Source organism: Thioclava sp. IC9 (assembly GCF_002213225.1).
Lineage (GTDB): Bacteria > Pseudomonadota > Alphaproteobacteria > Rhodobacterales > Rhodobacteraceae > Thioclava > Thioclava nitratireducens.
Genome location: NZ_NBNX01000004.1, coordinates 421,168 through 442,262, shown reverse-complemented (window position 1 = coordinate 442,262; position 21,095 = coordinate 421,168). Strand labels below are relative to the sequence as shown.

Sequence of the window (21,095 nt, the reverse complement as noted above, 5' to 3'; positions counted from 1 at the left end):
TATGCTCCGGTCCGCATCGATCATCGACCAAACCGCCCGCATATCTCTTCAGATATCTATCAATGTCAAAGAGCGCGGAGACAAAATCAACCGGCATCGCCTCAATCCCTTGGGGCGCTACCTGCCAACCGTATCTCCAAAATTTCCTTCGCCGTCAGTCCCTTGCGAGCCTTTCCGGCGCCCCGTTGCGGTGTGTTCCGCTTCGGTGAGGCGGTATTTACGGATCACACCGGGGAGTCGCAAGTGCCTTTTTCAAAAAACTTTCGCTTTTCTCCGACAAATCACTCAACACACTGAAATATCTACACTTTCTACACTACCGCAAATGCAACCAGCTCACGCCAAAACAGCGCAGGGAAGAATCTTGCGCAAATCACCCACCCACGCGAAACCTCCTGCCAGGCATGCCCCAACGGCACCCCGCAAACCAAACCAAGTCACCAACGAAATGAACGAAATCGGACAGCCATGAGGACGGCGAACACCCCGAGCCAGAGCCAACCCTCATTAGAAATGACTTTCATCTGCCAGAGGTAGTGGATCACACCCAGCGCGACGGCCGGATAGACCAGCATGTGAATCCGCCGCCACGTCTTGCCCAGCTTGCGGACCGAAGCGTTGTTCGAAGTGATCGCCAGCGGGATCAGCAGCACGAAGGCGGAGATGCCGAAGAAGAGGTAGGGGCGCTTGATCAGATCGCGCGCCGCCTGCCCCCAGAGCATGCCCATATCCAGCACCGCCCAGGCGATCAGGTGCAGCGCCACGTAGAAGAAGGCCAGCAAGCCAATCGCACGGCGATACTTGATCAGGTTGAGACCGAGGAACCGGCGCGCGGGCGTGATCGCCAGCCCGCCGATCAGGAACCACAAGGCGATCTTGCCCAGACGATGCTCGATCCCTTTCACGGGATCGACACCGATGCCGCCGGTCAGTGTCAGCCAGACCACCCATGCCAGCGGGATCAGCCCGGCGAGATAGACCAACCAGCTGGGCACGCGACGCAGCGCGGTGTTGATCGGGGCGGAGAGCATTGCGCTGTTCATCAATAGTACTTCGCGAGGTCCATGCCCTTGTAGAGCTGCGCGACCTCTTCGCCGTAGCCGTTGAACATCAGCGTCTCCTGACGGCCTGCAAAGAGACCCGCGCCCACGCGCCGTTCGGTGGCCTGCGACCAACGCGGGTGATCCACCTTCGGGTTCACATTGGCATAGAAGCCGTATTCGCGCGGCTGCAACTTGTTCCAGGTCGTCGGCGGCTGCTTATCCGTGAGCGAAATCTTCACGATGCTCTTGATCGACTTGAACCCGTATTTCCACGGCACGATCAGACGGATCGGCGCGCCGTTCTGGTTTGGCATCTCTTCGTCATAGAGGCCGGTCGCCAGAATGGTCAGCGGGTTCATCGCCTCGTCGATGCGCAGCCCCTCGACGTAGGGCCAGTCGATGCCGCCCTGTTTCTGGCCCGGCATCTGCTCGGGACGGTAGAGCGTCTGGAAGGCCACGTATTTCGCGGACGGCTGCACGCCGACGCGGTTAAGCAGGCTCGAAAGCTCGAACCCGATCCAAGGCACGACCATCGACCATGCCTCGACGCAGCGGAAGCGGTAGATGCGCTGTTCGAGCGTCACGGGCTTGAGGATATCGTCGAGCGGATAGGAGCCGGGCTTGTCGACCATGCCGTCGATCTCGATCGACCACGGGTCTGTCACCAGCTGACCCGCATACTGCGCGGGATCGGACTTGTCCCAGCCGAACTCGTAGAAATTGTTGTAAGAGGTGATCTCCTTGAGGGTGTTCGGCTTGGCGTCGGTCGAGAATTTCGACGGTTTCGCGTCGATGCTGGCAAAGCTCGGTCCGGCGATCGCACCAAGTGCCATTGCCCCGGCACCCGCCATGATCTGGCGGCGGTTCAGGAAGTCGGCCTTGGGAGTCACATCGGCCCAGCTCGGGTCGGTTGGTCTCGTCTTGCGCATGGAAATCTCCTCTCTGCCCCTACATATGGAGCGGTGCCCGTCGCTTACACTTCGGAACTTACAGCGACATTGTTACCTCTAGGCACGTATAAAAATACGCGCCACTATCGAGACTGGATCAACGGGCGCCGCCAAGGCGCCCGATCGGGAGACAAGGGAGAGAGAGATGAAACGCTTCATCGGCGCCGCACTCGCGGCGGTCATCACCGTGGGCGCGAGCGCGGCAACGGCTCAGGAAGCCCACACCTGGACCACCGAAGACACGTTCGACAACGTCACCTTCGCGGTGCAGAACGCGATCATCGGGGCGGGGCTCGTGGTCGATCACGTCAGCCATACCGGTGATATGCTGGAACGCACGAAAGACGCCGTGGGCGGCACCAAGACGCTGTTCACCGGCGCGGACGTCTTCTCCTTCTGCTCGGCGCAGACCTCGCGCGAGGTCATGGAGGCGGACATCACCAACTTTCAGTTCTGCCCCTACACGATCTTCGTCTACCAGACCCCCGAGGACACCGATCACGTGACCGTCGGCTTCCGCTCCTACGAGCAGGAATCAATGCAACCGGTGACCGATCTTCTGACCGGGATCGTCAAGGATGCGCTGATGCTCGACTGACCGATATCTCGACTGACTGATATATATATATATAGTTCGCGTGCGCACTCGCGCGCGCGAGCGCTCCGCTCAACTCGCGCCTCGCTCGGCCCGCGCCTCCAGCTGGCTCTTGCGAACATGGCGGATCACCTCGACCAGCAGCGCGGTCAGAAGCCCCACGTTCAGCAGCCCGTTCGCCGCGGCCATCCCGCCAAGGATGCGCCATTGATGGGTCAGCAGAATGTCGCCATAGCCCAGCGTTGTGAAACTCACGAGCGAGAAATAGACCGACTGCTCCATCGTGTGGAACACGCCGAGGAGGCGGAAGCAGAAAGCCCAGAGCCAGACGCCGGCAGTGACCATCGCCAAGGCCCAAAGAGCTGCGACGACAACCATCAGCATCAGTTTCGGGCGGTGCGGCTCGCGCAGCATCCACCAGTGAAGCCGCGCGAATGTCGCCTCGATCGCCCAGGCGCTGAGCGCGGCGATGCACACGGTCAAGAGCATCATCACCGAACCGATCGCGATCTGAATGGTCATGGGCGTCTCCTCCTGCCCTAGCTATTTCGCGCCGCCGCACCCACGTCAAGCGCAGCGGTGCCGCACTGGACACAGCCGCTTGCCTGCCCTATCTCGATGCGACCATGGCAAAGCATTCAGACCCCAATTCCAAGCTGATCGCCGAGAACCGGCAGGCCCGTTATCACTACGCCGTCCAGGATACTCTGGAGGCGGGCATCGTGCTGCAAGGCTCAGAGGTGAAATCGATGCGCGTCGGGCAGACGAACATCGCGGAAAGCTATGCCTCCGTTGAGGATGGCGAATTGTGGCTGATCAACTCTTATATCGCGAGCCTGAACCAGGCCTCGCATTTCGGCCACGAGGAGCGGCGCAAGCGCAAACTGCTCGTGTCGAAGCGCGAACTTTCACGTCTTTGGAATGCGACCCAGCGCGAGGGGATGACCATCGTGCCACTGAAGATGTACTTCAACGAGAAGGGCATCGCGAAGATCCTGATCGGTATCGCGAAGGGCAAGAAACAGGCCGATAAGCGCGAAACAGAGGCGAAACGCGACTGGAACCGCCAGAAACAGCGCCTTCTCAAGCAGAATTACTAGGGGCATCGGGCGGATTTACCCGCCCTGCCCTTGCGTCTTGCGCACCGCTGAGTCTAAGCAATCCCGACCGGCAAAAGAGGCGCATGACGATGGATGACCCGAAAACGCTCGTATCGACGGATTGGCTCGCAGCCCATCTGAAGGATCCCGACCTGCGCATTCTGGACGCGTCGTGGTTCCTGCCGCAGATGGAGCGAGATGCAAAGGCGACCTACGAGGCCAAGCATATCCCCGGCGCGCGTTTCTTCGACATCGACGAAATCTCCGACAACCGCTCGGACCTGCCGCATATGGCGCCGCCGCCCGAGAAATTCATCTCGCGGATGCGCGCGATGGGCGTGGGCGACGGCCATCAGGTCGTGATCTACGACCAGCACTCCGTCTTCTCCGCGCCGCGCGTCTGGTGGACCTTCCGCCTGATGGGCAAGACGGATGTGGCCGTGCTTGATGGCGGCCTGCCGAAATGGGAGGCCGAAGGCCGTCCGCTCGAAGACATGCCGCCGATGGTCCGCGACCGTCACATGACGGTGCAGCGCCAGTCCGGTCTGGTGAAGGACGTCACGCAGGTCGCCCATGCCAGCAAGCTTGGCGATCACGAAATCATCGACGCGCGCCCGAACGATCGCTTCCTCGGCAACGGCACCGAGCCGCGCCCAGGACTGCGTTCGGGTCACATCCCCGGCTCGCGCAACCTGCCCTTCGGCGAACTGCTGACCCCCGAGGGCACCTTCAAATCCCCCGACGAGATCAAGGCCCTGTTCGAGGCCGCCGGCGTCGACCTGTCGAAGCCCGCGATCACGACCTGCGGCTCCGGCGTCAGCGCCGCGATTCTCGCGCTCGCGCTGGAGATCATCGGCAAGTCGGACTGGTCGCTCTATGACGGGTCCTGGTCGGAATGGGGCATGTATAACGACCTCAAGGTCGCAACGGGAGAAGCATGATGCTGAACAATCTCAAGCCGCAGGCGCCGGACAAGATCCTCGCGCTGATGGAAGAATACCGCGCCGATGAGCGCGACCAGAAGGTCGATCTCGGCGTCGGCGTCTACAAGAACGCCGAAGGTGAAACCCCGATCATGCGCGCCGTCCACAAGGCGGAAAAGCAGGTCTGGGAAAACGAGACCACCAAGAAATACGCGGGCCTCGCCGGTCAGCCGGAATTTCACGCCGCAATGGCCGAGATGGTTCTTGGCAAGGGCTATCCGGCCGACCGTCTGGCCTGCCTGTCAACCGTGGGCGGCACCGGCGCCTGCCGGATGGGCTTCGAGCTTGCGCGGATGGCGAACCCCGGCACAAAAATCTGGGTCTCCGATCCAACCTGGCCGAACCACCTCTCGATCCTGAAATTCATGGATCAGGACTTCACCACCTATCGCTACTTCGATTCCGAGACCCGCTCGGTCGATTTCGACGCGATGATTGAAGACCTGAAGGGCGCCAAGGAAGGCGACATCCTGCTGCTGCACGGCTGCTGCCACAACCCGACCGGCGCGAACCTGACGCTCGAGCAATGGGGCAAGGTCGCCGATCTGCTTCAGGAAACCGGCGCCGTGCCGATGATTGACCTCGCCTATCAGGGCTTCGGGGACGGTCTGGAAGCGGATGCGGCAGGCACCCGCCTGATCGCCGAGCGTCTGCCGGAAGTGCTGATTGCGGCGTCGTGCTCAAAGAACTTCGGCATCTATCGCGAGCGCACCGGCTGCCTGATGGTTCTGGGCTCGGAAGAGACTAAGAAGACCGTGCAGGGCAACCTCGCCTATCTCAACCGTCAGACCTACTCCTTCCCGCCCTATCACGGGCAGGCGCTGGTCACCCGCGTGCTAACCGATCCCGAACTGCGCGCCGATTGGGAAGCCGAGCTGGAAGATGTCCGCACCGGCATGCTGGAACTGCGCCAGCAACTCGCGGACGAGCTGCGCAAGCTGTCGAACTCGGACCGCTTCGACTTCGTGGCAGAGCATCGCGGCATGTTCTCGCGCCTTGGCGCCACGCCCGAGCAGGTCGCCGCGATGAAGGAAGGCAACGCGATCTACATGGTCGGCGACTCGCGGATCAACATCGCGGGCCTGAACAAGAACAGCGTGCCGCTGCTGGCCCGCGCACTGATAGACGCAGGCGTCTAAGCACCTACCACAGAATAGAAATTCAAAACGGCGGCCCCTTCGGGTCGCCGTTTTTCGTAGCGGAATTTTCCGCCTTGCGCCCTTGAAATAATAAGCAGGCTCATAATATAGAAGCTTACTTTAATTTCAACGGAGCTCCGGATGCCCGATCAGAGCCTAGGTTTTCTCCTGCACGACGCGACGCGGTTGATCCGCCGTCGCTTCGAGGCACGCGCCAACGAATTCGGCCTGACCACCGCGCAGTGGCGGCTGCTCGTCTACCTCAAGAAGGAAGGCGCGCTGGCGCAGGCCCGGCTGGCCGAGCTGCTCGAGATCGAACCGATTTCGGTCTCGCGCCTCGTCGACCGCATGGAAGAAGCCGACTGGGTCTGCCGCAAAGCTGATCCGAATGATCGCCGCGTCAAGCTCGTGCACCCTTCGGTCAAGGCGCGCAACGCCTTTGAGGATGCGCGCTCGATCGCGGACGACATCTATGAACAGGCGCTGGCCGGGTTGAGCGATGACGAAATCGCGACCGCATTGAACACCCTGCGCCAGATCATCCGTAACCTCTCCGAAGACACCTCCTCCACGTCAGAGACACATCATGAGTGACCAGAACCCGACCGCCGAGAGCGCGGAAACCCAATCGAAACAGAAACAGAAGAAGGGGCCGAAATTCTGGCTCCTCATTCTCGTGCCCGCCCTGATCGTACTGGGTGGCGCGTGGTACTGGCTCAGCGCCGGTGGCTCGCAAAGCACCGCCAACGCCAATTATCAGATGGCGCGAATCCCGGTAGCCTCGCAGATCTCGGGCCGTGTGACCGAGGTGTTCGTGCATGACAACGAGCACGTCGAGAAAGGCGCGCCGCTGTTCCAGATCGACAAGAAACCCTACGAGCTGGCACTGGCCAAGGCGCAGGCCGCGCTCTCGCAAGCCCGCCTGCAGGTCGAGCAGCTGCGCGCCTCCTACAAGGCCGCGCTCGCCGACGAGAAACAGGCTGCCGACAACGCCGCCTATCAGGAGAAACAGCTCGCCCGTCAGGAGAAGCTGATCAAATCCGGCACCACCACGCAGCAGGCGCTCGACCAACAGCGCACGGCCACGCAAGCCGCGCAGAACACGCTGGCCGCCGCCAAGCAGAAGGTGGCCTCAGCCAAGGTCGCCCTCGACGGCAATCCCGAGATCCCGGTCGACGAACACCCCTCGGTGAAATCGGCGATCGTGGCGGTGAACGATGCCAAATACAATCTCTCGCAGACCGAGGTCGATGCGCCCACCGACGGCATCATCTATCAGGCCGCCTCCTTCAAGGCGGGCGAGATGGTCGGCGCGGGGACAAGCCTCTTCACGCTGGTCGACACGAGCGATGTCTGGGTGATCGCGAACTTCAAGGAAACCGCGCTGACCCACATGCAAGAAGGCCAGTCGGCCACCGTCGAATTCGACGCTTTCCCCGATCGCGAATATCACGCGACGGTCGAGGCCGTCGGCGCAGGCACCGGGGCGGAGTTCTCGATCCTTCCGGCGCAGAACGCGACCGGCAACTGGGTGAAAGTGACGCAACGCGTGCCGGTGCGCCTGCGGCTCGACGATGGCGCAAACCTCGATGGCCTGCGCGCGGGTCTCTCGGCCAGCGTCACCGTCGATACCGCCTCGCAACCGCGCTACAAGCGTATCCTCGACAAGGCCAACAGCTCGGCCGCCGTGGCGGGCACGACCGAACAGGGGCAGTAAGCCATGGCTGACGCCGCCGAAAAGGAACCCAAGGGAATCGACCCGCATAACGTCCAGCATCGCGCGCTGATCATGGCGTCGCTGATGCTGGCGGTGATCATGCAGGTGCTCGATACCACCATCGCGAACGTGGCCCTGCCCGACATGCGCGCCGATCTCGGCGCGTCGCGCGACACGATCAACTGGGTGCTGACCTCCTATATCGTGGCCGCGGCCATCGTGACGCCGCTGTCGGGCTGGCTCGCCAATCGCTTCGGGCGGCGCGAGATCTTCATGGTCGCGGTGATCGGCTTCGTGGTTTTCTCGATGCTCTGCGGGATCGCGTGGTCGCTCGACGTGATGGTGATCTTCCGCCTCATGCAGGGCGTGTTCGGTGCGGCCATCGTGCCGCTCGCGCAGAACTTCATGCTCGACATCAACCCGCGCGAGAAGCACGGGCAGGCGATGGCGATGTTCGGCGCGGGCATCATGCTCGGCCCGATCATCGGCCCGACGCTCGGCGGTTACCTGACCGAGGTGATCAACTGGCGCTGGGTATTCTACATCAACGTGCCGCTCGGCATGATCGCCATCGCGGGGTCGCTCTTCTTCCTGCCTGAAACGCCCAAGAAGAAGATCGGCTTCGACTTCTTCGGCTTCGCGGCGCTGGCGGTGGCGATCGGCGCGCTGCAGATGATGCTCGACCGGGGCTCCGATCTCGACTGGTTCGCCTCGCGCGAAATCTGGATCGAGGCGGCGCTAGCGATCAGCGGGTTCTGGGTCTTCATCGTCTGGATTCTCAGCGCGAAAAAGCCCTTCCTCGAACCGAAGATGTTCCTCGACCGCAACCTCTCGATGGGGCTGCTGTTCATCTTCGTGATCGGGATCATCCTGCTCGCCTCGCTGGCGCTGCTGCCGCCGATGCTGTCGAATATCTTCGGCTATCCGACGCTGACGACGGGCTTGGTGATGTCCCCGCGCGGGGTCGGGGCGATGATCATGATGCTGCTGATCGGGCGGCTGGTGAAGGTCATCGACCTCCGCATCCTCGTGGTCGTCGGGCTGTCCTTCACTGCCTACTCGCTGCACATGATGTCGACCTTCTCGCCGCAGATGGGTCCGAAATGGATCATCGTCTCAGGCGTGATCCAGGGCTTCGGGCTGGGCTCGGTCTTCGTGCCGATCTCGACGCTGGCCTTTGCCACGCTCGACCCCAAGTACCGCGGCGACGGCACGGCGCTGTTCTCGCTGCTGCGCAATATCGGCTCGTCCATCGGGATTTCGATCGTGACCGCGCTGCTGACGCACAACATCGCGGTGAACCATGCCGAGATCGTCTCTGCGATCAATCCGCAGAACCTTTCGGGCGTGATGAACGGTGCAGGCAGCATCTCGAGAGAGGCCGCGCTCGAGGTGCTCAACAACCTCGCGACGCAACAGGCGGCGATGATCTCTTACGTGGACGATTTCAAGTTCATGATGTGGGTCACACTCGCGGCCATCCCGCTGGTCTTCTTCCTGCGCAAGCCGGATTACCAGAACAGAGGCGGACAGCAGACGCAACAAGGCGCTCCGGTCACCGAGTAAGCCGACACCAGACGCAATGGAAAAAGGCCCGGGATCGCTCCCGGGCCTTTCGCTTGTCTTGGATGCGGCGTCTTAGTTGACGAACTCCGGATAGGCTTCCATGCCGAGTTCCGCCTTGTCGAGACCCATCATCTCGTCCTCGGCCGGAGCGCGGATGCCCATCACGGCTTTGAGGATGAACCAGATGATTGCCGAGACCACGAAGACGAAGATGCCGACGATGATGATCGAGACGATCTGACCGTAGAAGGTGCCGTCGGGGTTGGTGATCGGAACCGCCAGCGTGCCCCAGATACCCGCGCCGAGGTGGACCGGGATGGCGCCCACGACGTCGTCGATCTTCAGCTTGTCGAGCATCGGAACCAGCAGGACCACGATGATACCGCCGATCGCGCCGATGATGGTCGCAGCACCGAGGCTCGGGGTCAGCGGCTCGGCCGTGATCGACACGAGGCCAGCCAGAGCGCCGTTGAGAACCATGGTCAGATCCGGCTTCTTGTAGAGGATCTGGGTCAGGATCAGCGCAGCGATCGCGCCACCGGCTGCTGCGGTGTTGGTATTGGCGAAGATGCGCGAGATATCGGCGACGTTGCCCACGGTGTTCATGTAGAGCTGCGAACCGCCGTTGAAGCCGAACCAGCCGAGCCACAGAATGAAGGTACCGAGCGTGGCGAGCGTCAGGTTCGAACCGGGCATCGCCTGGACCTTGCCGTCCTTGTACTTGCCGATGCGCGGGCCGAGGATCAGAGCACCAGCGAGAGCTGCCCAGCCACCGACCGAGTGCACGACGGTCGAGCCGGCGAAGTCGAGGAAGCCGAAATCGGCGTCAAGGAAGCCACCGCCCCATTTCCACGAAGCCTGGATCGGGTAGATGAAGCCCGTGAGGATCACGGTGAAGATCAGGAACGGCCACAGCTTGATGCGCTCGGCCAGCGTACCCGAAACGATCGACGCCGTGGTGGCGCAGAACATTAGCTGGAAGAAGAAGTCCGAACCGACCGAAGCGTAGGTCAGGTCGACCGAATCCGCGCCGACGCCGACAGGCTCGAGCGAAGTCGTCGAGAAAGCGCCGAGCACGCCGTTGATCGACCAGCCGTCGCCCGGATACATCAGGTTGTAGCCGATCAGATAGTACATGATCGCCGCGATCGCGAAGAGCGCGATGTTCTTGAGCGACTGCATGGTCACGTTCTTCGAGCGTACGAGGCCAGCCTCGAGCATCGAGAAGCCCGCGCCCATCCACATCACCAGGAAACCGGTGACGAGGAACATGAAGGTGTTCAGGATGAAGCCGATCTCGTTGGCCGGCGGATCCATCGCCGCAGGCGCGGCGGCATCCTGGGCCAGCGCCGGCAGAGCCACCGCGGTCAGTGCGACCGCAAGGCCGGTGATTTTCGAAAGCTTGTTCATTTTCCTACTTTCCCCTGTCGCGTCTTAAAGCGCGTCGTCATTGGTTTCGCCGGTGCGCACGCGAACCGCCTGCCCGACATCGAGAACGAAGATCTTGCCGTCGCCGATCTTGTCGGTCTTCGCGGCTTTCATGATCGTGTCGACCACCTCGTCGGCGAGGCCGTCAGCGACCACGATCTCCAGTTTGACCTTCGGCACGAAGTTCACGGCGTATTCGGCGCCACGATAGATTTCCGTGTGACCCGACTGGGCACCGAAGCCTTTGATCTCGGTCACCATCATTCCGCGTACGCCGATGGTGGTGAGCGCCTCGCGCACCTCCTCCAGCTTGAACGGCTTGATTGCTGCAATGATGAGTTTCACCTGACATCCCTTCCTTGTTCAGCCCTTTCGATGCCCGCTTGGCGACATCGCACGGTGATAAGAGGCCCTCTGCGCCCCTTTCGCACAAGGAAACGAGGTTCCGTCCGACTGGCAGATTCAGCGGATTCAGGCCCTAATTTGCACAATTTGTGCGCGTTGCCTAATTTTTAGTCACATTGCAAATCTGAAACGTGATTTTTCGCGGGTCCACATCTCGGGTCGGCCCGTGTAGATTGCGCGAAATTAAAACGCAGGCAGCGGAACAGGCAGATGACTCAGAAAGGCGGAGGGCGCGGGCGCCTCGTGGCCGACAAACGCTATTCCTCTTCGAAGCAGAAACCCAAGGCATCGAAACCCGCCAAGCCGCGCAAGACTGCGCGCCGCGGCGGCGGCGGCGGTGGCAAGCCTCCCCGGCGGCACGGACCGGTCACCGGCCTGATCATCGGCCTCGCGCGGCTGATCTGGCGCGTGATCTGGGGAATCGGCTGGCGACTCGCGATGATCGTCGCGCTCGTGGTGGGCGCGGCGACCCTGTATTTCTACTCGACCCTGCCAGACTACACGAAGCTGCTCGACGGCCGCACGCGCGGCTCGGTCACTATGCTCGACGATCAGGGCAAGGTCTTCGCCTGGCGCGGCGAAACCTTCGGCGGGCAGATCGACGCGAAGAACGTCTCCCCCTATCTGCGCGACGCCGTGGTCGCGACCGAGGACCGCCGCTTCTACCATCATTTCGGCATCTCGCCGCGCGGCATCGCCTCGGCGATGGCCATCAACATGCGCGAAGGGCGCGGCCCGTTTGACGGCAACGGTGGCTCGACCATCACGCAGCAGACCGCCAAGCTTCTCTGCCTCGGCGTGAAGTTCGACCCGAAGAAGTGGAAGAACGAAGCCGCCTATGAGAATGACTGCCGTTCGGGCGGTCTGCGCCGCAAGATCAAGGAAGTCCCCTACGCCTTCGCGCTGGAACTGAAATACTCCAAGGACGAAATCCTCTCGATCTATCTCAACCGCGCCTATCTCGGGGCCGGCGCGCGTGGCTTCGAGGCCGCGTCCGAGCGCTATTTCGGCATCTCGGCAGCGAATGTCGATCCGCAGCAGGCTGCAATGTTGGCGGGCCTTCTGAAAGCGCCGAGCTACTACGCCCCGACCTCCAGCCTGAAGCGCTCGCAGGAGCGGGCCGCGACCGTGCTCAGCCTGATGCATGAGCAGGGCTACCTGACGGATCGTCAATATCTGGACGCGAAGAACAACCCCGCGACGCTGAGCCAAGCGGCGCAGAAACGCGCAGGCGGCTATTTCGCGGATTGGGTGATGGACACCATCCCCGACTTCCTGTCGCGCGACACGACCGAGGACGTGGTCATCAACACCACGCTCGATCAGCGCATCCAGTCCGCCGCCGAAGACGCGATGAAATCGGTCTACGAGAACAAGGTCTCGAAGGGGTCAAAAGCCGAGTCCGCGATCGTCGTGATGAGCGCGGATGGCGCCGTGCGGGGCATGGTTGGCGGTCGGGCCACGAAGGTCTCGGGAGCGTTCAACCACGCCACGATGGCGCAACGCCAGACCGGCTCGACATTCAAGCCCTTCGTCTACGCGACCGCGCTAGATCTGGGCTACACGCCGGATTCGATGGTCGATGACGCGCCGGTCACGGTGAAGATGCCCGGCTCGCCCGATTGGAGCCCGCGCAACTACGAGCGCAGCTACATGGGGCCGATCACGCTGACGACCGCACTGGAGCATTCGGTGAACGTCGCGACCGTGCGCGTCTCCGAGGCCGTTGGCCGTGAGAACGTCATCAAGGTCGCGGAAGGCTTCGGATTCGCGCAGGACCTGCCGAACCTGCCCTCGGTGGCGCTCGGCGTCGGGGAGTCGGACTTGCTCGACATGACGGGGGCCTATGCTGGAATCCTCAATGGCGGCTCCTCGGTGCAACCCTATGGCCTGACCTCGCTGACACTGAAGGGCGACGACCAACCGCTCTTCGGCAAACCCGGCGGGATCGGTGAGCGGGTAATCTCGCAAAAAGCCGCACAGGAGCTGACCTACATGATGCGCCAGGTCGTGCTGCACGGCACCGGCCGCCGCGCCAATATCGACGGCTACGAGATCGCGGGCAAGACCGGCACCACGCAGAGCGCCCGCGATGCCTGGTTCATCGGGTTCACCTCCGACTACGTGGTCGGCGTCTGGATGGGCAATGACGACAACTCGCCGCTGAAAGGCACCACCGGAGGCGGCCTGCCCGCCGAGATCTTCCACGAGACGATGAAGCGCGTGCTCGACGGCGAAGATCCCAAGCCGCTGCCGATGGCCCATCCGGGCGACTGGCAGGTGCCGGATCAGCAATATCAGGGCCAAAACCAGAGTGCGGGCCAAGCCCCTGCCCAGCGACAGCCGCAACGGCAACGCCGCGACCCGTCTCAGTCGATTCTGAACGAGCTGCTCAACATCTTCGGCGGCAACTGAGCGAGCAGACCCGAAAAAGAAGAACGCCCGGACCGCTGGCCCGGGCGTTCTTCTTCTCGACAGGCGCTCAGCCGGGCCGAAACCCGAACCGCTTACCCGGCCCGCTTCAAGTCCTCGATCATCGCGTCGATATTGCCGCGGCGCCGGTCGAGCATCGCACCGATCTCCGCACGCTCGGAGGCGAGCATGTTCACCCCTTCGACGATCAGGTTGAAGAACTTGTCGCTGCCCGAGCGATCGGAGACCTGCCACAGAACCTCGAACGGCGCCTGCCCCGGCAAGCTCGCGAGCGTCTTGACCTCGTAGAAGGTCTTGACCGGACGCGCGCCCTGTATCTGGAACTTCGCCCCCTGAAACTCTCGGAAGCGCTTGCCGTATTTGCGCGAAAGATAGCCCTGGAACGCCTTGGTGAAGGCCGAGAGCTGCGCCGGGCTCGCCTGCCGCGCCGCGACGCCCAACGCCGAGCGCGCGATGACGTTCACATCGGCATATCTCGCGAAAATCCGCTCGAACATCGCGTAGAGGGCGGAACCGGTGCGACCAGAAGCGATGGCCGCATTTACATCGTTCACCGCTTTCTGGATCAGCGACCGCGCCTGTGCATCCGTCAGCGCGAAAGCCGACCCCGGCAACAGGGCCGTCGCGACACCCGCCGCGCCGAGGCCCAGAACATATCGCCTACTGCGGCAGTAAGTCTTCGTAGGGATCGTAGGCATTCGCATCGCTGGCCTCCTCGCCGTTGAGTTCGTAGCGCCGGTTCTGCAGATACAGAAGCCGACTCTGGGCATAGCTGTCGGCACTATCGTACAGGATCGAATCGACAGTCGTGCCATACATGTCGCGCTTCGCGATCTTGCCGCCGAAGCGCAGCGCTCCCGCGGCGATCCGCTCCTTGTCGGGCAGTGCGTTCAGCGGATCGATCACGAAATCGACCACCATCCCGACCGTATCGCGCGTCGTGGACGGGCCGAAGATCGGCAATTCCTGGTAATTTCCTTCGCCCACGCCCCAGACATGCAGCGTCTCGCCGAAATCGGTATCCGTCTCGGGCAGCGAAAAATCAGTCCCCGCCGGGTCGAAGATGCCGCCCAGCCCGATCGTCGAGTTGATGAAGAAGCGGAAAGTATTCTTCACGGCCGGCTCGGGGCGCCCTTGCAGGAGCGAGTTGAGCACTTTGCCCGGAAGGCTGAGATTGCTGCCGACGTTATAAAGCGTCTTCGTGAGCGGACCGGGCGGGCTCGTATCGGCTGGATCGCCCCGGAAGAACGTCGAATCAAGCTGCTTGTTGAACGCGTGGGTCTTGCGATTGGTGGCCTCGTAGGGGTCGTGAATACCCGTTGCGGGCGGTGCAGGCGCGCAGGCGGCCATCCCCAGCGCGAGCGCCGCAATCAAAGCCACCGCAGGCCGTAGCGCGCGCGGACGCGCCGAAGCTCTTTGTTCCATCCACTGCGCCAAAGTCGCTCCCCCTTCGTTGCGGCTTCAGTCCTGAAATAGATAGAGCGCATCCGGCCTTGTCGCAACGCGAGACACGCAGAACTCCGGAGTTCCGGACCCGTTCGATAGAATTGAACGAAAAAGATCGAGGGAATTAACGCCCTGTTCAGCGCGCGTGCGCCACTTTCGACATGCGCGGCGCTCCAAGCAGCGCCCCCATCTCGGGGAGGGCACGATGCCATATTCCAACACCGAAGAAGCGGTCATCAAACGCAACATCATCAAGGGCCGACGCGAAATGGCCCGCCTGCTGCGCGGGGTGCGTGGGCAATTTGCACTGGTCGCGATATTCGCCGCCTTCATCAATGTACTCGTCCTCGCCGGGCCCCTGTTCATGTTGCAGGTCTACGACCGCGTGCTGCCCGCACGATCGCTGCCGACGCTGATCAACCTTTTCCTGCTGGTCGCCTTTCTCTTCATGATGATGGGCGTGCTCGATTGGGCACGGGGCCGCCTGCTCGCCCGGATCGGCGCGGATCATCAGCGCGGCCTCGAAAGGCGCGTGTTCGACGCCGCCATCGTCGACGCGACGGTCAACACGCAGGAGCGGTCGTCCAACAACGCCCTGCGCGATCTGGAAATTCTACAGCGTTACTATGCCTCCCCAGTCGCGGCAGCGGTTTTCGATCTGCCCTGGACGCCGCTCTATCTCGGGGTGCTGTTCGTCTTCCATCCCTGGCTCGGCGCATTGGCTTTCGCCGGGGGCGCCGCACTGATCCTGCTTTCATTCGCGACGCAATTCGTCACGCGCGCGCGGCTGGATGAGACGGCGCAGCTGGAGAACAAGGCCCGCTACCTGGGAAACGACTTTCTTCGACAGATCGAAACCATCGTTTCGCTTGGCATGCGCGAAAGCGGTTTCAAGCGCTGGCAGGCGGCACGGCACGAATCCATGAACAACGCAATTCACACCACGGATGTCAGCGGCAGCTTCCACGCCGTGATGCGCGCCCTGCGGCTGCTCCTGCAAACCTCGATGCTCGCCCTCGGCGCCTACCTGGTACTGCAGGGCGAGGTGAGCGCCGGGGCGATGGTCGCAGCCTCGATCCTAATGGGCCGTGCGCTCGCGCCGGTCGAACTCGCCGTGGGCGGCTGGACGCAATGGCAGGGCGCCAGCCTTGCTCGCGACCGGCTGGCTGCCCTTCTCGGCGCCCACCCGCCGGAGCGAAAGGGCTCCGAATGGATCACGCCGAAGCCCCAGCTCACCGTGGAAGGCCTCACCATTCGCCCTGCGACGTCCGACCGCGCGACGCTCGACATGATCAGCTTCTCACTCGAACCCGGCGAAGCGCTCGGGGTGATCGGTCCGCTCGGTGCGGGCAAATCAGTTCTCGCGCGCAGCCTGTGCAACTTCCACCGCCCCAGCGCCGGCACGATCCGCCTCGACGATGTGCCGCTCGACCAATACGACCGCGACAACCTCGGGCGGCTGATCGGTTATCTGCCGCAATCGATCTCCTTTTTCCCCGGCACGGTAGCCGAGAATATCGCCCGGCTCGATCCAGCGCCGGACAAGGACCGGGTCATCGCCGCCGCAAAACGTGCTGGCGCGCACCAGATGATTCTCAAACTGCCCGCCGGATATGACACGCCGATCGAGTTCGAGGGAGCATCGCTTTCCGATCGTCAGCGCCAGCTCGTCGCGCTTTCGCGCGCGCTCTATCACGATCCGATACTCCTCGTTCTCGACGAGCCCAACCTGTTGCTCAACGGTGATGCCGGGCCGGGCCTGCATGCGATGCTGAGCGATCTGAAAGCGCATGGCGGCGCGGCGATCGTGATGACCAACAGTCCCGGGGCACTCGCTGAATGCGACCGTATCCTTGTGCTCGATCGAGGTGCGCAGCGCGCGCTCGGCGCGCGCGACGACGTTCTCAAGCGCATGATCGCCTCGGCCACCAAATCCCGTGTTGTGCCCGCCGCGGACAGTGCGGCGTGAGTGACGCGGACGTCCGTTCAGGACAGGAGTGCCGTCGCCAGGCCTCTTCGCTCCATCGCGTTCCGATCGGCTGCGGTCTCGCAGCGATCGTCGCCTTGTTCATCGGATGCGCCATATGGCTGACCTTCACGCGGCTCGCCGGACTGATCCAAGCCTCGGGCCGCATCGAAGTCGATAGTTCCCGACACGTGATCGAGCATCCGACGGGTGGGATCATCGATAAAGTCTACGTCAAAAGCGGCGATCACGTCATCCGCGGCCAAGTGCTTATACGGCTCGATGCGGATGATATCCGCACCGAGCTGGCTATCGTGGAAGCCTCGGAGTACGCGGTTCAGGCCCAGCGGGCGCGTCTGCAGGCCGAACGAGACGGGACCGAAAGGATCGCTTATCCGGCAAGCCTGTGGGAGGCGGCCAAGCACCGCGAAGATGTCGCGAAGCTGGTCGAGGGGCAGAAGGCTATTTTCGAGGCCCGCAAACAATCTTTAGCCCAGCAACGCGCGGATATGGCGCGGCAGATCCAGCAAATCAGCGCCCAGCGCGACGGAATCGACACTCAGGTCTCGGCCTTGGAACGCGAGGAGCGATTGATCGAAAAGGAACTGTCCCTCCGCGAACGGCTAAAGGATCGTGGACTTGCGACCTCGGCGCAAATCCTCGCACTCACCCGCGAACAGGTTTCGCTGGAGCGACAACTCGGCGCGCTGCGCGCCCAGAAAACGCAACTTACGGTGCAAAGCGGCGGCGTGGTACTCACCGCGTCGCGGCTGCAGTCGCAACGCCGGGAGGAAATCGAATCGCAACTCGAGTCCCGCAACGCCCGTGCCATCGAACTCTCGGCGCGCGCGACCCATCTGCGCCGCGAACTGGCGCGGCGCACCCTGCGCGCCCCGGTCAACGGCACGGTGCACGACGTACGTCTGCGCGGCGCGCACGCGGTGCTGCGCCCGGCGGAAATGGCGATGGCGATCGTCGAAACCGGACGGCCGCTTGTTATCAATGCCAGGATCGATCCGATCAACGTCGATGGCGTCGCAGCAGGCCAGAGCGCGATCCTGCGCTTCCCCGGTTTGTCGCGGCGAATATCCAGCGATTTGATCGGAAAGCTCACCCGGATTTCCCCCGATACGCTGACCGACCCGGTGACGGGGGAGAGCTATTACCAAGCGCAGGTCACCTTCGACATTGGGCAGCTCGACACGCAGGAAAGCTCCCTCTTGGTTCCCGGGATGCCCACAGAGGTCTTCCTGCAAACCGCGCCGGTCTCGCCGATCCGCTACCTGCTCAGCCCCTTCCTCGATTTCTTCGCACTTGGGGGAGCGGCAGGATGAAGGTTCGGCCCGACACGGTCACAACCGATCGAGCAAGACGCGCGTCGGCCAACCGTCCGCAGGCAGTCCAAGCTTCTCCTGCGCCGTCTGGACTGCGTTACGAGTGTTCGCGCCAAGGATGCCGTCCACCGCACCCACGTCATAGCCCTTCGCAACGAGCTTTTGCTGCAGCCGCTTCATCTGCGCCACGCTCAGTCCCGGTTCCGGCGCGCCGGGATCGAGGCGCGGCGCTCCTTCGAGGCGTGTGGCAAAATAGGCCGCGCTGGTGACGTAGACGAAGCTCTTGTTCCACTCGAACAGCACGCGGAAATTCGGATAGACGATAAAGGCGGGCCCCTTGCGCCCCATCGGCAAAAGGATCGATCCGCGCAGGCTGCTGGCAAGCTGCCCTTGCCGCGCGCGCACCCCGCGTGCCTTCCAATCGGAGACCGGCAATTCAGTCGTCAGCCCGGTCTTGGACCAATCGAGATCGTCAGGCACCGTGACCTCTTGCATCCACGGCTCGTTCGGCCGCCAACCCATATCGCGCAGCATATTCGCTCCCGACATCAGCGCATCGGGGGCGGACGTCTTCAGGCGCACATGCCCATCGCCATCGCCGTCGACACCGTTGCGGAGGATGTCGTCCGGCAGCATCTGCACCTGCCCGATTTCTCCCGCCCAGGCACCGGTGGTTCGCTGGGGGTCAAAATCGCCGCGCCGGAAAAGCTTGCCCGCAGCGATCACCTGCGGGCGGAACAGCGCGGGCCGACGGCAATCATGGGCCAGCGTCAGAAGCGCATTGCGGGTGTTGAAATCGCCCTGCACCGCGCCGTAATCCGTCTCGAGCGCCCAGAATGCCAGCAGCACCCCGCGCGAGACGCCATAGGTCTGCTCCATCCGGTCGAAGGTCTTCGCATAGCGCTTGGCGTTCTTTGCCCCGTTAACCATCCGATTCTTGCTGATCACCGCGCTCGCAAATTCGAGGAATGTCTTGCGAAACACCCCTTGCGCCCGGTCCGCCCGCAGCACGGCCGGGCTCTGCCGCGCACCGGCGAGGAACGCATCAGCCTGTTGCGCGTTCAGTCCAGCCGACTGCAGATCGCTGCGAATTCCGGACAGGAAACCGGACCAGCTCCCGCCGCACTGCGCATGGGCCAAGCCGGGGGTGAGCATGGGCGAGAAAGCGAAGGTCAGAATGAGCAAAGCCTTACGCATGGGAGCCTCCGGGTTGCGCGGTTACCCTCAACGCTATCTTGGGCGACCCAGAGCGACAACCCGATGCGTCAGCCGTGCAAGCCGTTGCAATTTCAGCACTCTTCGCAGACGCAGCATCGGATCATCTAAATGGTTAACTTGCTTTTTACATTGGTGTGATCAGCATGGAGCATGGGGAAGCTGTTGGAGGATGTCATGGAATTCCTGCCCAAGGAGGTCCTTGAAGGACTGCGCGCCGCGCAGAAGCGCGATGCGGCGAAAAAGGCGCGCCTGCGGGTTCTCGCGGGCGGCCAGATCTGGCCGGTGCTGCGCCGGGTTCCAGGCGGATTCGCGCTGGACGCGGACGAGGTCACGCATCTGCGCGGTCATGTCGATCTTTACGACGGCGAGACCCATGTCGCGACTTGCCTGATCGTGGCGTCGGAGATTCAGGGCCATGAGTTGATCTGCACCGTGAAGCGGGAAACCGCGGTCAGCGATCGCGCAGCGCTGGACTTCGTGCAGGAAGCGCCGACTCTCTCGGGCTACCTGACGAAGCTCTGAGCGAGCGAGAGATTTCAAAGGAAAGGGCCGGAAAACCGGCCCTTTTTCATTGCAGATCAGCGAAGGCCGCCTGCAGTCGGTCGACCGCCTCGCGCACCCGCGCCCGCGGCGTGGCGAGGTTGAAGCGCAGGAACCTTTCGCCCCCGGCTCCGAAGGTCGCGCCGAGATTCACCGCGATCTTCGCTTCTTTCAGAACGCGCGACTGGTATTCCTCGGGCTCCATTCCGGTGCCGGAGAAGTCGACCCAAGCAAGATAGGTCGCCTCGAGCGGCATCGAATGCAGTCCTGGAATCTCTGCGATCCCCTGATCGAAGATGCGCCGGTTCTCGTCGAGATAGGCGTTCAGCGCATCGACCCACGCGGCGCCCTCGGGGCTGTAGGCTGCCGTCGCCATCGCGATGCCGAAACTGTTGGGCGAAATCCCCAAGGCAGCCATCCGCTTTGCGAATCGGGCGCGCAGGTCCGGATCCGCAATGATCACGTTTCCGGTGTGGGTGCCCGCGATGTTGAAGGTCTTCGTGGTGGCCGTCATCATCACCAGCGGCAGATCGGGCGCGGCGTTCGCCATCGGGATATGCGTTTCGCCCGGCATCACGATGTCATGGTGAATCTCGTCCGAGACCAGCACCAGCCCGTGGCGCTTCGCGAACTCGGCCGTGGCTTCCAGTTCTGCACGGGTCCAGACGCGGCCGCCGGGGTTGTGCGGCGAGCAGAGGACGAGCATCTTCTCGGCCCCGGTCATCAACCCGTCCCAGGTGTCGAAATCCATCTCGTAGCGACCATCGACCAGCTTCAGCGGGCATTCGCGCACCTCGCGCCCGGCCGCACGGATGACCCGCGCGAAGGCGTGGTAGACCGGCGTCATCAGAACGACCGCATCGCCCGGATCGGTATAGGCGTCGACGCAGAGCGCCGTGCCGTTGACCAGCCCATGGGTCGTGAAGATCCAGTCCGGTTCGATCTCCCAGCCGTGCCGTTCGCGCATCCACCACTGGATCGCGGCACGGTACTCGTCCTCGCCGCCCCAATAGCCATAGATGCCCTGCCCGACCATCTCCTCGAGCGCGCGCTGAACGCAGACGGGCGGGCGGAAATCCATATCCGCGACCCACATCGCGATCCCGTCTTCGGGCGACACGCCGTAAACCTTTTCCATCGCGTCCCATTTCTGCGAATGGGTGCCTACGCGGTCGATGATTTCGTCGAAGTCGGGTTTGCTCATTTGCGCCTCTCTCTGGTCGGATTGGGCG

At 62.8% G+C, this 21,095-nt stretch carries 20 protein-coding genes; 11 read left to right on the top strand and 9 right to left on the bottom strand.

The window, feature by feature from the left end:
* Positions 1-437: 437 nt before the first annotated feature.
* Both msrQ and msrP read right to left on the bottom strand, forming a co-directional pair.
* The gene (gene msrQ / locus B6V76_RS13600; protein ID WP_240497108.1) at positions 438-1,043 is read right to left on the bottom strand and encodes a protein-methionine-sulfoxide reductase heme-binding subunit MsrQ; all 606 of its coding nucleotides are present in this window, start codon (positions 1,041-1,043) and stop codon (positions 438-440) included.
* The gene (gene msrP / locus B6V76_RS13595) at positions 1,043-1,972 is read right to left on the bottom strand and encodes a protein-methionine-sulfoxide reductase catalytic subunit MsrP (protein ID WP_088727687.1); all 930 of its coding nucleotides are present in this window, start codon (positions 1,970-1,972) and stop codon (positions 1,043-1,045) included. Before msrP ends, msrQ begins: the two co-directional genes overlap by 1 nt.
* Positions 1,973-2,138: 166 nt before the next feature.
* Between msrP and B6V76_RS13590 the strand changes: the two genes are divergently transcribed.
* Positions 2,139-2,591, top strand: a complete 453-nt coding sequence (locus B6V76_RS13590; RefSeq protein WP_075775446.1) for a DUF302 domain-containing protein — start codon at positions 2,139-2,141, stop codon at positions 2,589-2,591.
* Between the two features lie 69 nt (positions 2,592-2,660).
* Here the strand turns inward: B6V76_RS13590 and B6V76_RS13585 are convergent, their stop codons facing one another.
* Positions 2,661-3,110, bottom strand: a complete 450-nt coding sequence (locus B6V76_RS13585) for an ion channel (protein WP_075775445.1) — start codon at positions 3,108-3,110, stop codon at positions 2,661-2,663.
* A 104-nt stretch (positions 3,111-3,214) separates the two neighbouring features.
* On the opposite strand from B6V76_RS13585, the gene smpB reads away from it, so the two are divergent.
* The 6 genes from smpB to B6V76_RS13555 all read left to right on the top strand — a co-directional run bounded on the left by smpB (position 3,215) and on the right by B6V76_RS13555 (position 9,093).
* Complete coding sequence (gene smpB, locus B6V76_RS13580; protein WP_075775444.1) at positions 3,215-3,688, top strand: SsrA-binding protein SmpB; 474 nt, start codon at positions 3,215-3,217, stop codon at positions 3,686-3,688.
* Between the two features lie 83 nt (positions 3,689-3,771).
* Positions 3,772-4,629, top strand: a complete 858-nt coding sequence (gene sseA, locus B6V76_RS13575) for a 3-mercaptopyruvate sulfurtransferase (RefSeq protein ID WP_088719783.1) — start codon at positions 3,772-3,774, stop codon at positions 4,627-4,629.
* Positions 4,629-5,810, top strand: coding sequence for an amino acid aminotransferase (locus B6V76_RS13570; RefSeq protein ID WP_088727686.1), 1,182 nt, complete (start codon positions 4,629-4,631; stop codon positions 5,808-5,810). Before sseA ends, B6V76_RS13570 begins: the two co-directional genes overlap by 1 nt.
* 141 nt (positions 5,811-5,951) lie before the next feature.
* On the top strand, positions 5,952-6,404 hold the full coding sequence (locus tag B6V76_RS13565; protein WP_075775442.1) for a MarR family transcriptional regulator: 453 nt from the start codon (positions 5,952-5,954) through the stop codon (positions 6,402-6,404).
* Complete coding sequence (locus B6V76_RS13560; protein ID WP_075775441.1) at positions 6,397-7,527, top strand: HlyD family secretion protein; 1,131 nt, start codon at positions 6,397-6,399, stop codon at positions 7,525-7,527. The genes B6V76_RS13565 and B6V76_RS13560 overlap by 8 nt, the downstream gene beginning before the upstream one ends.
* 3 nt (positions 7,528-7,530) lie before the next feature.
* A complete protein-coding gene (locus B6V76_RS13555) occupies positions 7,531-9,093 on the top strand; it encodes a DHA2 family efflux MFS transporter permease subunit (protein WP_088727685.1) in 1,563 nt (520 codons plus the stop codon).
* Between the two features lie 72 nt (positions 9,094-9,165).
* Here the strand turns inward: B6V76_RS13555 and B6V76_RS13550 are convergent, their stop codons facing one another.
* Both B6V76_RS13550 and B6V76_RS13545 read right to left on the bottom strand, forming a co-directional pair.
* Positions 9,166-10,503 (bottom strand): ammonium transporter, encoded by a 1,338-nt coding sequence (locus tag B6V76_RS13550; protein ID WP_088719786.1) that lies wholly within the window; start codon positions 10,501-10,503, stop codon positions 9,166-9,168.
* A 24-nt stretch (positions 10,504-10,527) separates the two neighbouring features.
* Positions 10,528-10,866, bottom strand: coding sequence for a P-II family nitrogen regulator (locus tag B6V76_RS13545; RefSeq protein WP_075775438.1), 339 nt, complete (start codon positions 10,864-10,866; stop codon positions 10,528-10,530).
* 270 nt (positions 10,867-11,136) lie between these two features.
* On the opposite strand from B6V76_RS13545, the gene B6V76_RS13540 reads away from it, so the two are divergent.
* Positions 11,137-13,341, top strand: a complete 2,205-nt coding sequence (locus B6V76_RS13540) for a transglycosylase domain-containing protein (protein WP_088727684.1) — start codon at positions 11,137-11,139, stop codon at positions 13,339-13,341.
* A gap of 92 nt (positions 13,342-13,433) precedes the next feature.
* On the opposite strand, the gene B6V76_RS13535 is transcribed toward B6V76_RS13540, so the two are convergent.
* On the bottom strand, positions 13,434-14,057 hold the full coding sequence (locus tag B6V76_RS13535) for an ABC transporter substrate-binding protein (RefSeq protein ID WP_088727683.1): 624 nt from the start codon (positions 14,055-14,057) through the stop codon (positions 13,434-13,436).
* Positions 14,020-14,784, bottom strand: coding sequence for a VacJ family lipoprotein (locus B6V76_RS13530; RefSeq protein ID WP_088727682.1), 765 nt, complete (start codon positions 14,782-14,784; stop codon positions 14,020-14,022). Before B6V76_RS13530 ends, B6V76_RS13535 begins: the two co-directional genes overlap by 38 nt.
* A 226-nt stretch (positions 14,785-15,010) precedes the next feature.
* Between B6V76_RS13530 and B6V76_RS13525 the strand changes: the two genes are divergently transcribed.
* Together B6V76_RS13525 and B6V76_RS13520 are read left to right on the top strand one after the other, a co-directional pair.
* Positions 15,011-16,774, top strand: a complete 1,764-nt coding sequence (locus B6V76_RS13525; protein WP_075775435.1) for a type I secretion system permease/ATPase — start codon at positions 15,011-15,013, stop codon at positions 16,772-16,774.
* Positions 16,771-18,105: an HlyD family type I secretion periplasmic adaptor subunit gene (locus B6V76_RS13520; protein WP_166504595.1), complete on the top strand. Its 1,335-nt coding sequence runs from the start codon at positions 16,771-16,773 to the stop codon at positions 18,103-18,105. The genes B6V76_RS13525 and B6V76_RS13520 overlap by 4 nt, the downstream gene beginning before the upstream one ends.
* A gap of 18 nt (positions 18,106-18,123) precedes the next feature.
* On the opposite strand, the gene B6V76_RS13515 is transcribed toward B6V76_RS13520, so the two are convergent.
* Entirely contained in the window at positions 18,124-19,302 is a 1,179-nt protein-coding gene (locus tag B6V76_RS13515) for a lytic murein transglycosylase (RefSeq protein WP_088727680.1), read from the bottom strand.
* Between the two features lie 171 nt (positions 19,303-19,473).
* Here B6V76_RS13515 and B6V76_RS13510 point away from each other — a divergent pair, with 171 nt between their 5' ends.
* Complete coding sequence (locus tag B6V76_RS13510) at positions 19,474-19,845, top strand: hypothetical protein (protein WP_075775432.1); 372 nt, start codon at positions 19,474-19,476, stop codon at positions 19,843-19,845.
* Positions 19,846-19,891: 46 nt separating this feature from the next.
* On the opposite strand, the gene B6V76_RS13505 is transcribed toward B6V76_RS13510, so the two are convergent.
* Complete coding sequence (locus B6V76_RS13505; RefSeq protein ID WP_088727679.1) at positions 19,892-21,067, bottom strand: MalY/PatB family protein; 1,176 nt, start codon at positions 21,065-21,067, stop codon at positions 19,892-19,894.
* Positions 21,068-21,095: the final 28 nt, after the last annotated feature.

What these genes read in the sequence shown, in the direction of transcription:
- smpB (WP_075775444.1), top strand. Translation starts at nt 3,215, where the DNA reads ATGGCAAAGCATTCAGACCCCAATTCCAAGCTGATCGCCGAGAACCGG.
- msrQ (WP_240497108.1), bottom strand. Translation starts at nt 1,043, where the DNA reads ATGAACAGCGCAATGCTCTCCGCCCCGATCAACACCGCGCTGCGTCGC.
- B6V76_RS13570 (WP_088727686.1), top strand. Translation starts at nt 4,629, where the DNA reads ATGCTGAACAATCTCAAGCCGCAGGCGCCGGACAAGATCCTCGCGCTG.
- B6V76_RS13530 (WP_088727682.1), bottom strand. Translation starts at nt 14,784, where the DNA reads ATGGAACAAAGAGCTTCGGCGCGTCCGCGCGCGCTACGGCCTGCGGTG.
- B6V76_RS13565 (WP_075775442.1), top strand. Translation starts at nt 5,952, where the DNA reads ATGCCCGATCAGAGCCTAGGTTTTCTCCTGCACGACGCGACGCGGTTG.
- B6V76_RS13560 (WP_075775441.1), top strand. Translation starts at nt 6,397, where the DNA reads ATGAGTGACCAGAACCCGACCGCCGAGAGCGCGGAAACCCAATCGAAA.
- B6V76_RS13550 (WP_088719786.1), bottom strand. Translation starts at nt 10,503, where the DNA reads ATGAACAAGCTTTCGAAAATCACCGGCCTTGCGGTCGCACTGACCGCG.
- B6V76_RS13590 (WP_075775446.1), top strand. Translation starts at nt 2,139, where the DNA reads ATGAAACGCTTCATCGGCGCCGCACTCGCGGCGGTCATCACCGTGGGC.
- B6V76_RS13515 (WP_088727680.1), bottom strand. Translation starts at nt 19,302, where the DNA reads ATGCGTAAGGCTTTGCTCATTCTGACCTTCGCTTTCTCGCCCATGCTC.
- B6V76_RS13585 (WP_075775445.1), bottom strand. Translation starts at nt 3,110, where the DNA reads ATGACCATTCAGATCGCGATCGGTTCGGTGATGATGCTCTTGACCGTG.
- B6V76_RS13505 (WP_088727679.1), bottom strand. Translation starts at nt 21,067, where the DNA reads ATGAGCAAACCCGACTTCGACGAAATCATCGACCGCGTAGGCACCCAT.
- B6V76_RS13535 (WP_088727683.1), bottom strand. Translation starts at nt 14,057, where the DNA reads ATGCCTACGATCCCTACGAAGACTTACTGCCGCAGTAGGCGATATGTT.
- B6V76_RS13510 (WP_075775432.1), top strand. Translation starts at nt 19,474, where the DNA reads ATGGGGAAGCTGTTGGAGGATGTCATGGAATTCCTGCCCAAGGAGGTC.
- sseA (WP_088719783.1), top strand. Translation starts at nt 3,772, where the DNA reads ATGACGATGGATGACCCGAAAACGCTCGTATCGACGGATTGGCTCGCA.
- B6V76_RS13525 (WP_075775435.1), top strand. Translation starts at nt 15,011, where the DNA reads ATGCCATATTCCAACACCGAAGAAGCGGTCATCAAACGCAACATCATC.
- B6V76_RS13540 (WP_088727684.1), top strand. Translation starts at nt 11,137, where the DNA reads ATGACTCAGAAAGGCGGAGGGCGCGGGCGCCTCGTGGCCGACAAACGC.
- B6V76_RS13555 (WP_088727685.1), top strand. Translation starts at nt 7,531, where the DNA reads ATGGCTGACGCCGCCGAAAAGGAACCCAAGGGAATCGACCCGCATAAC.
- msrP (WP_088727687.1), bottom strand. Translation starts at nt 1,972, where the DNA reads ATGCGCAAGACGAGACCAACCGACCCGAGCTGGGCCGATGTGACTCCC.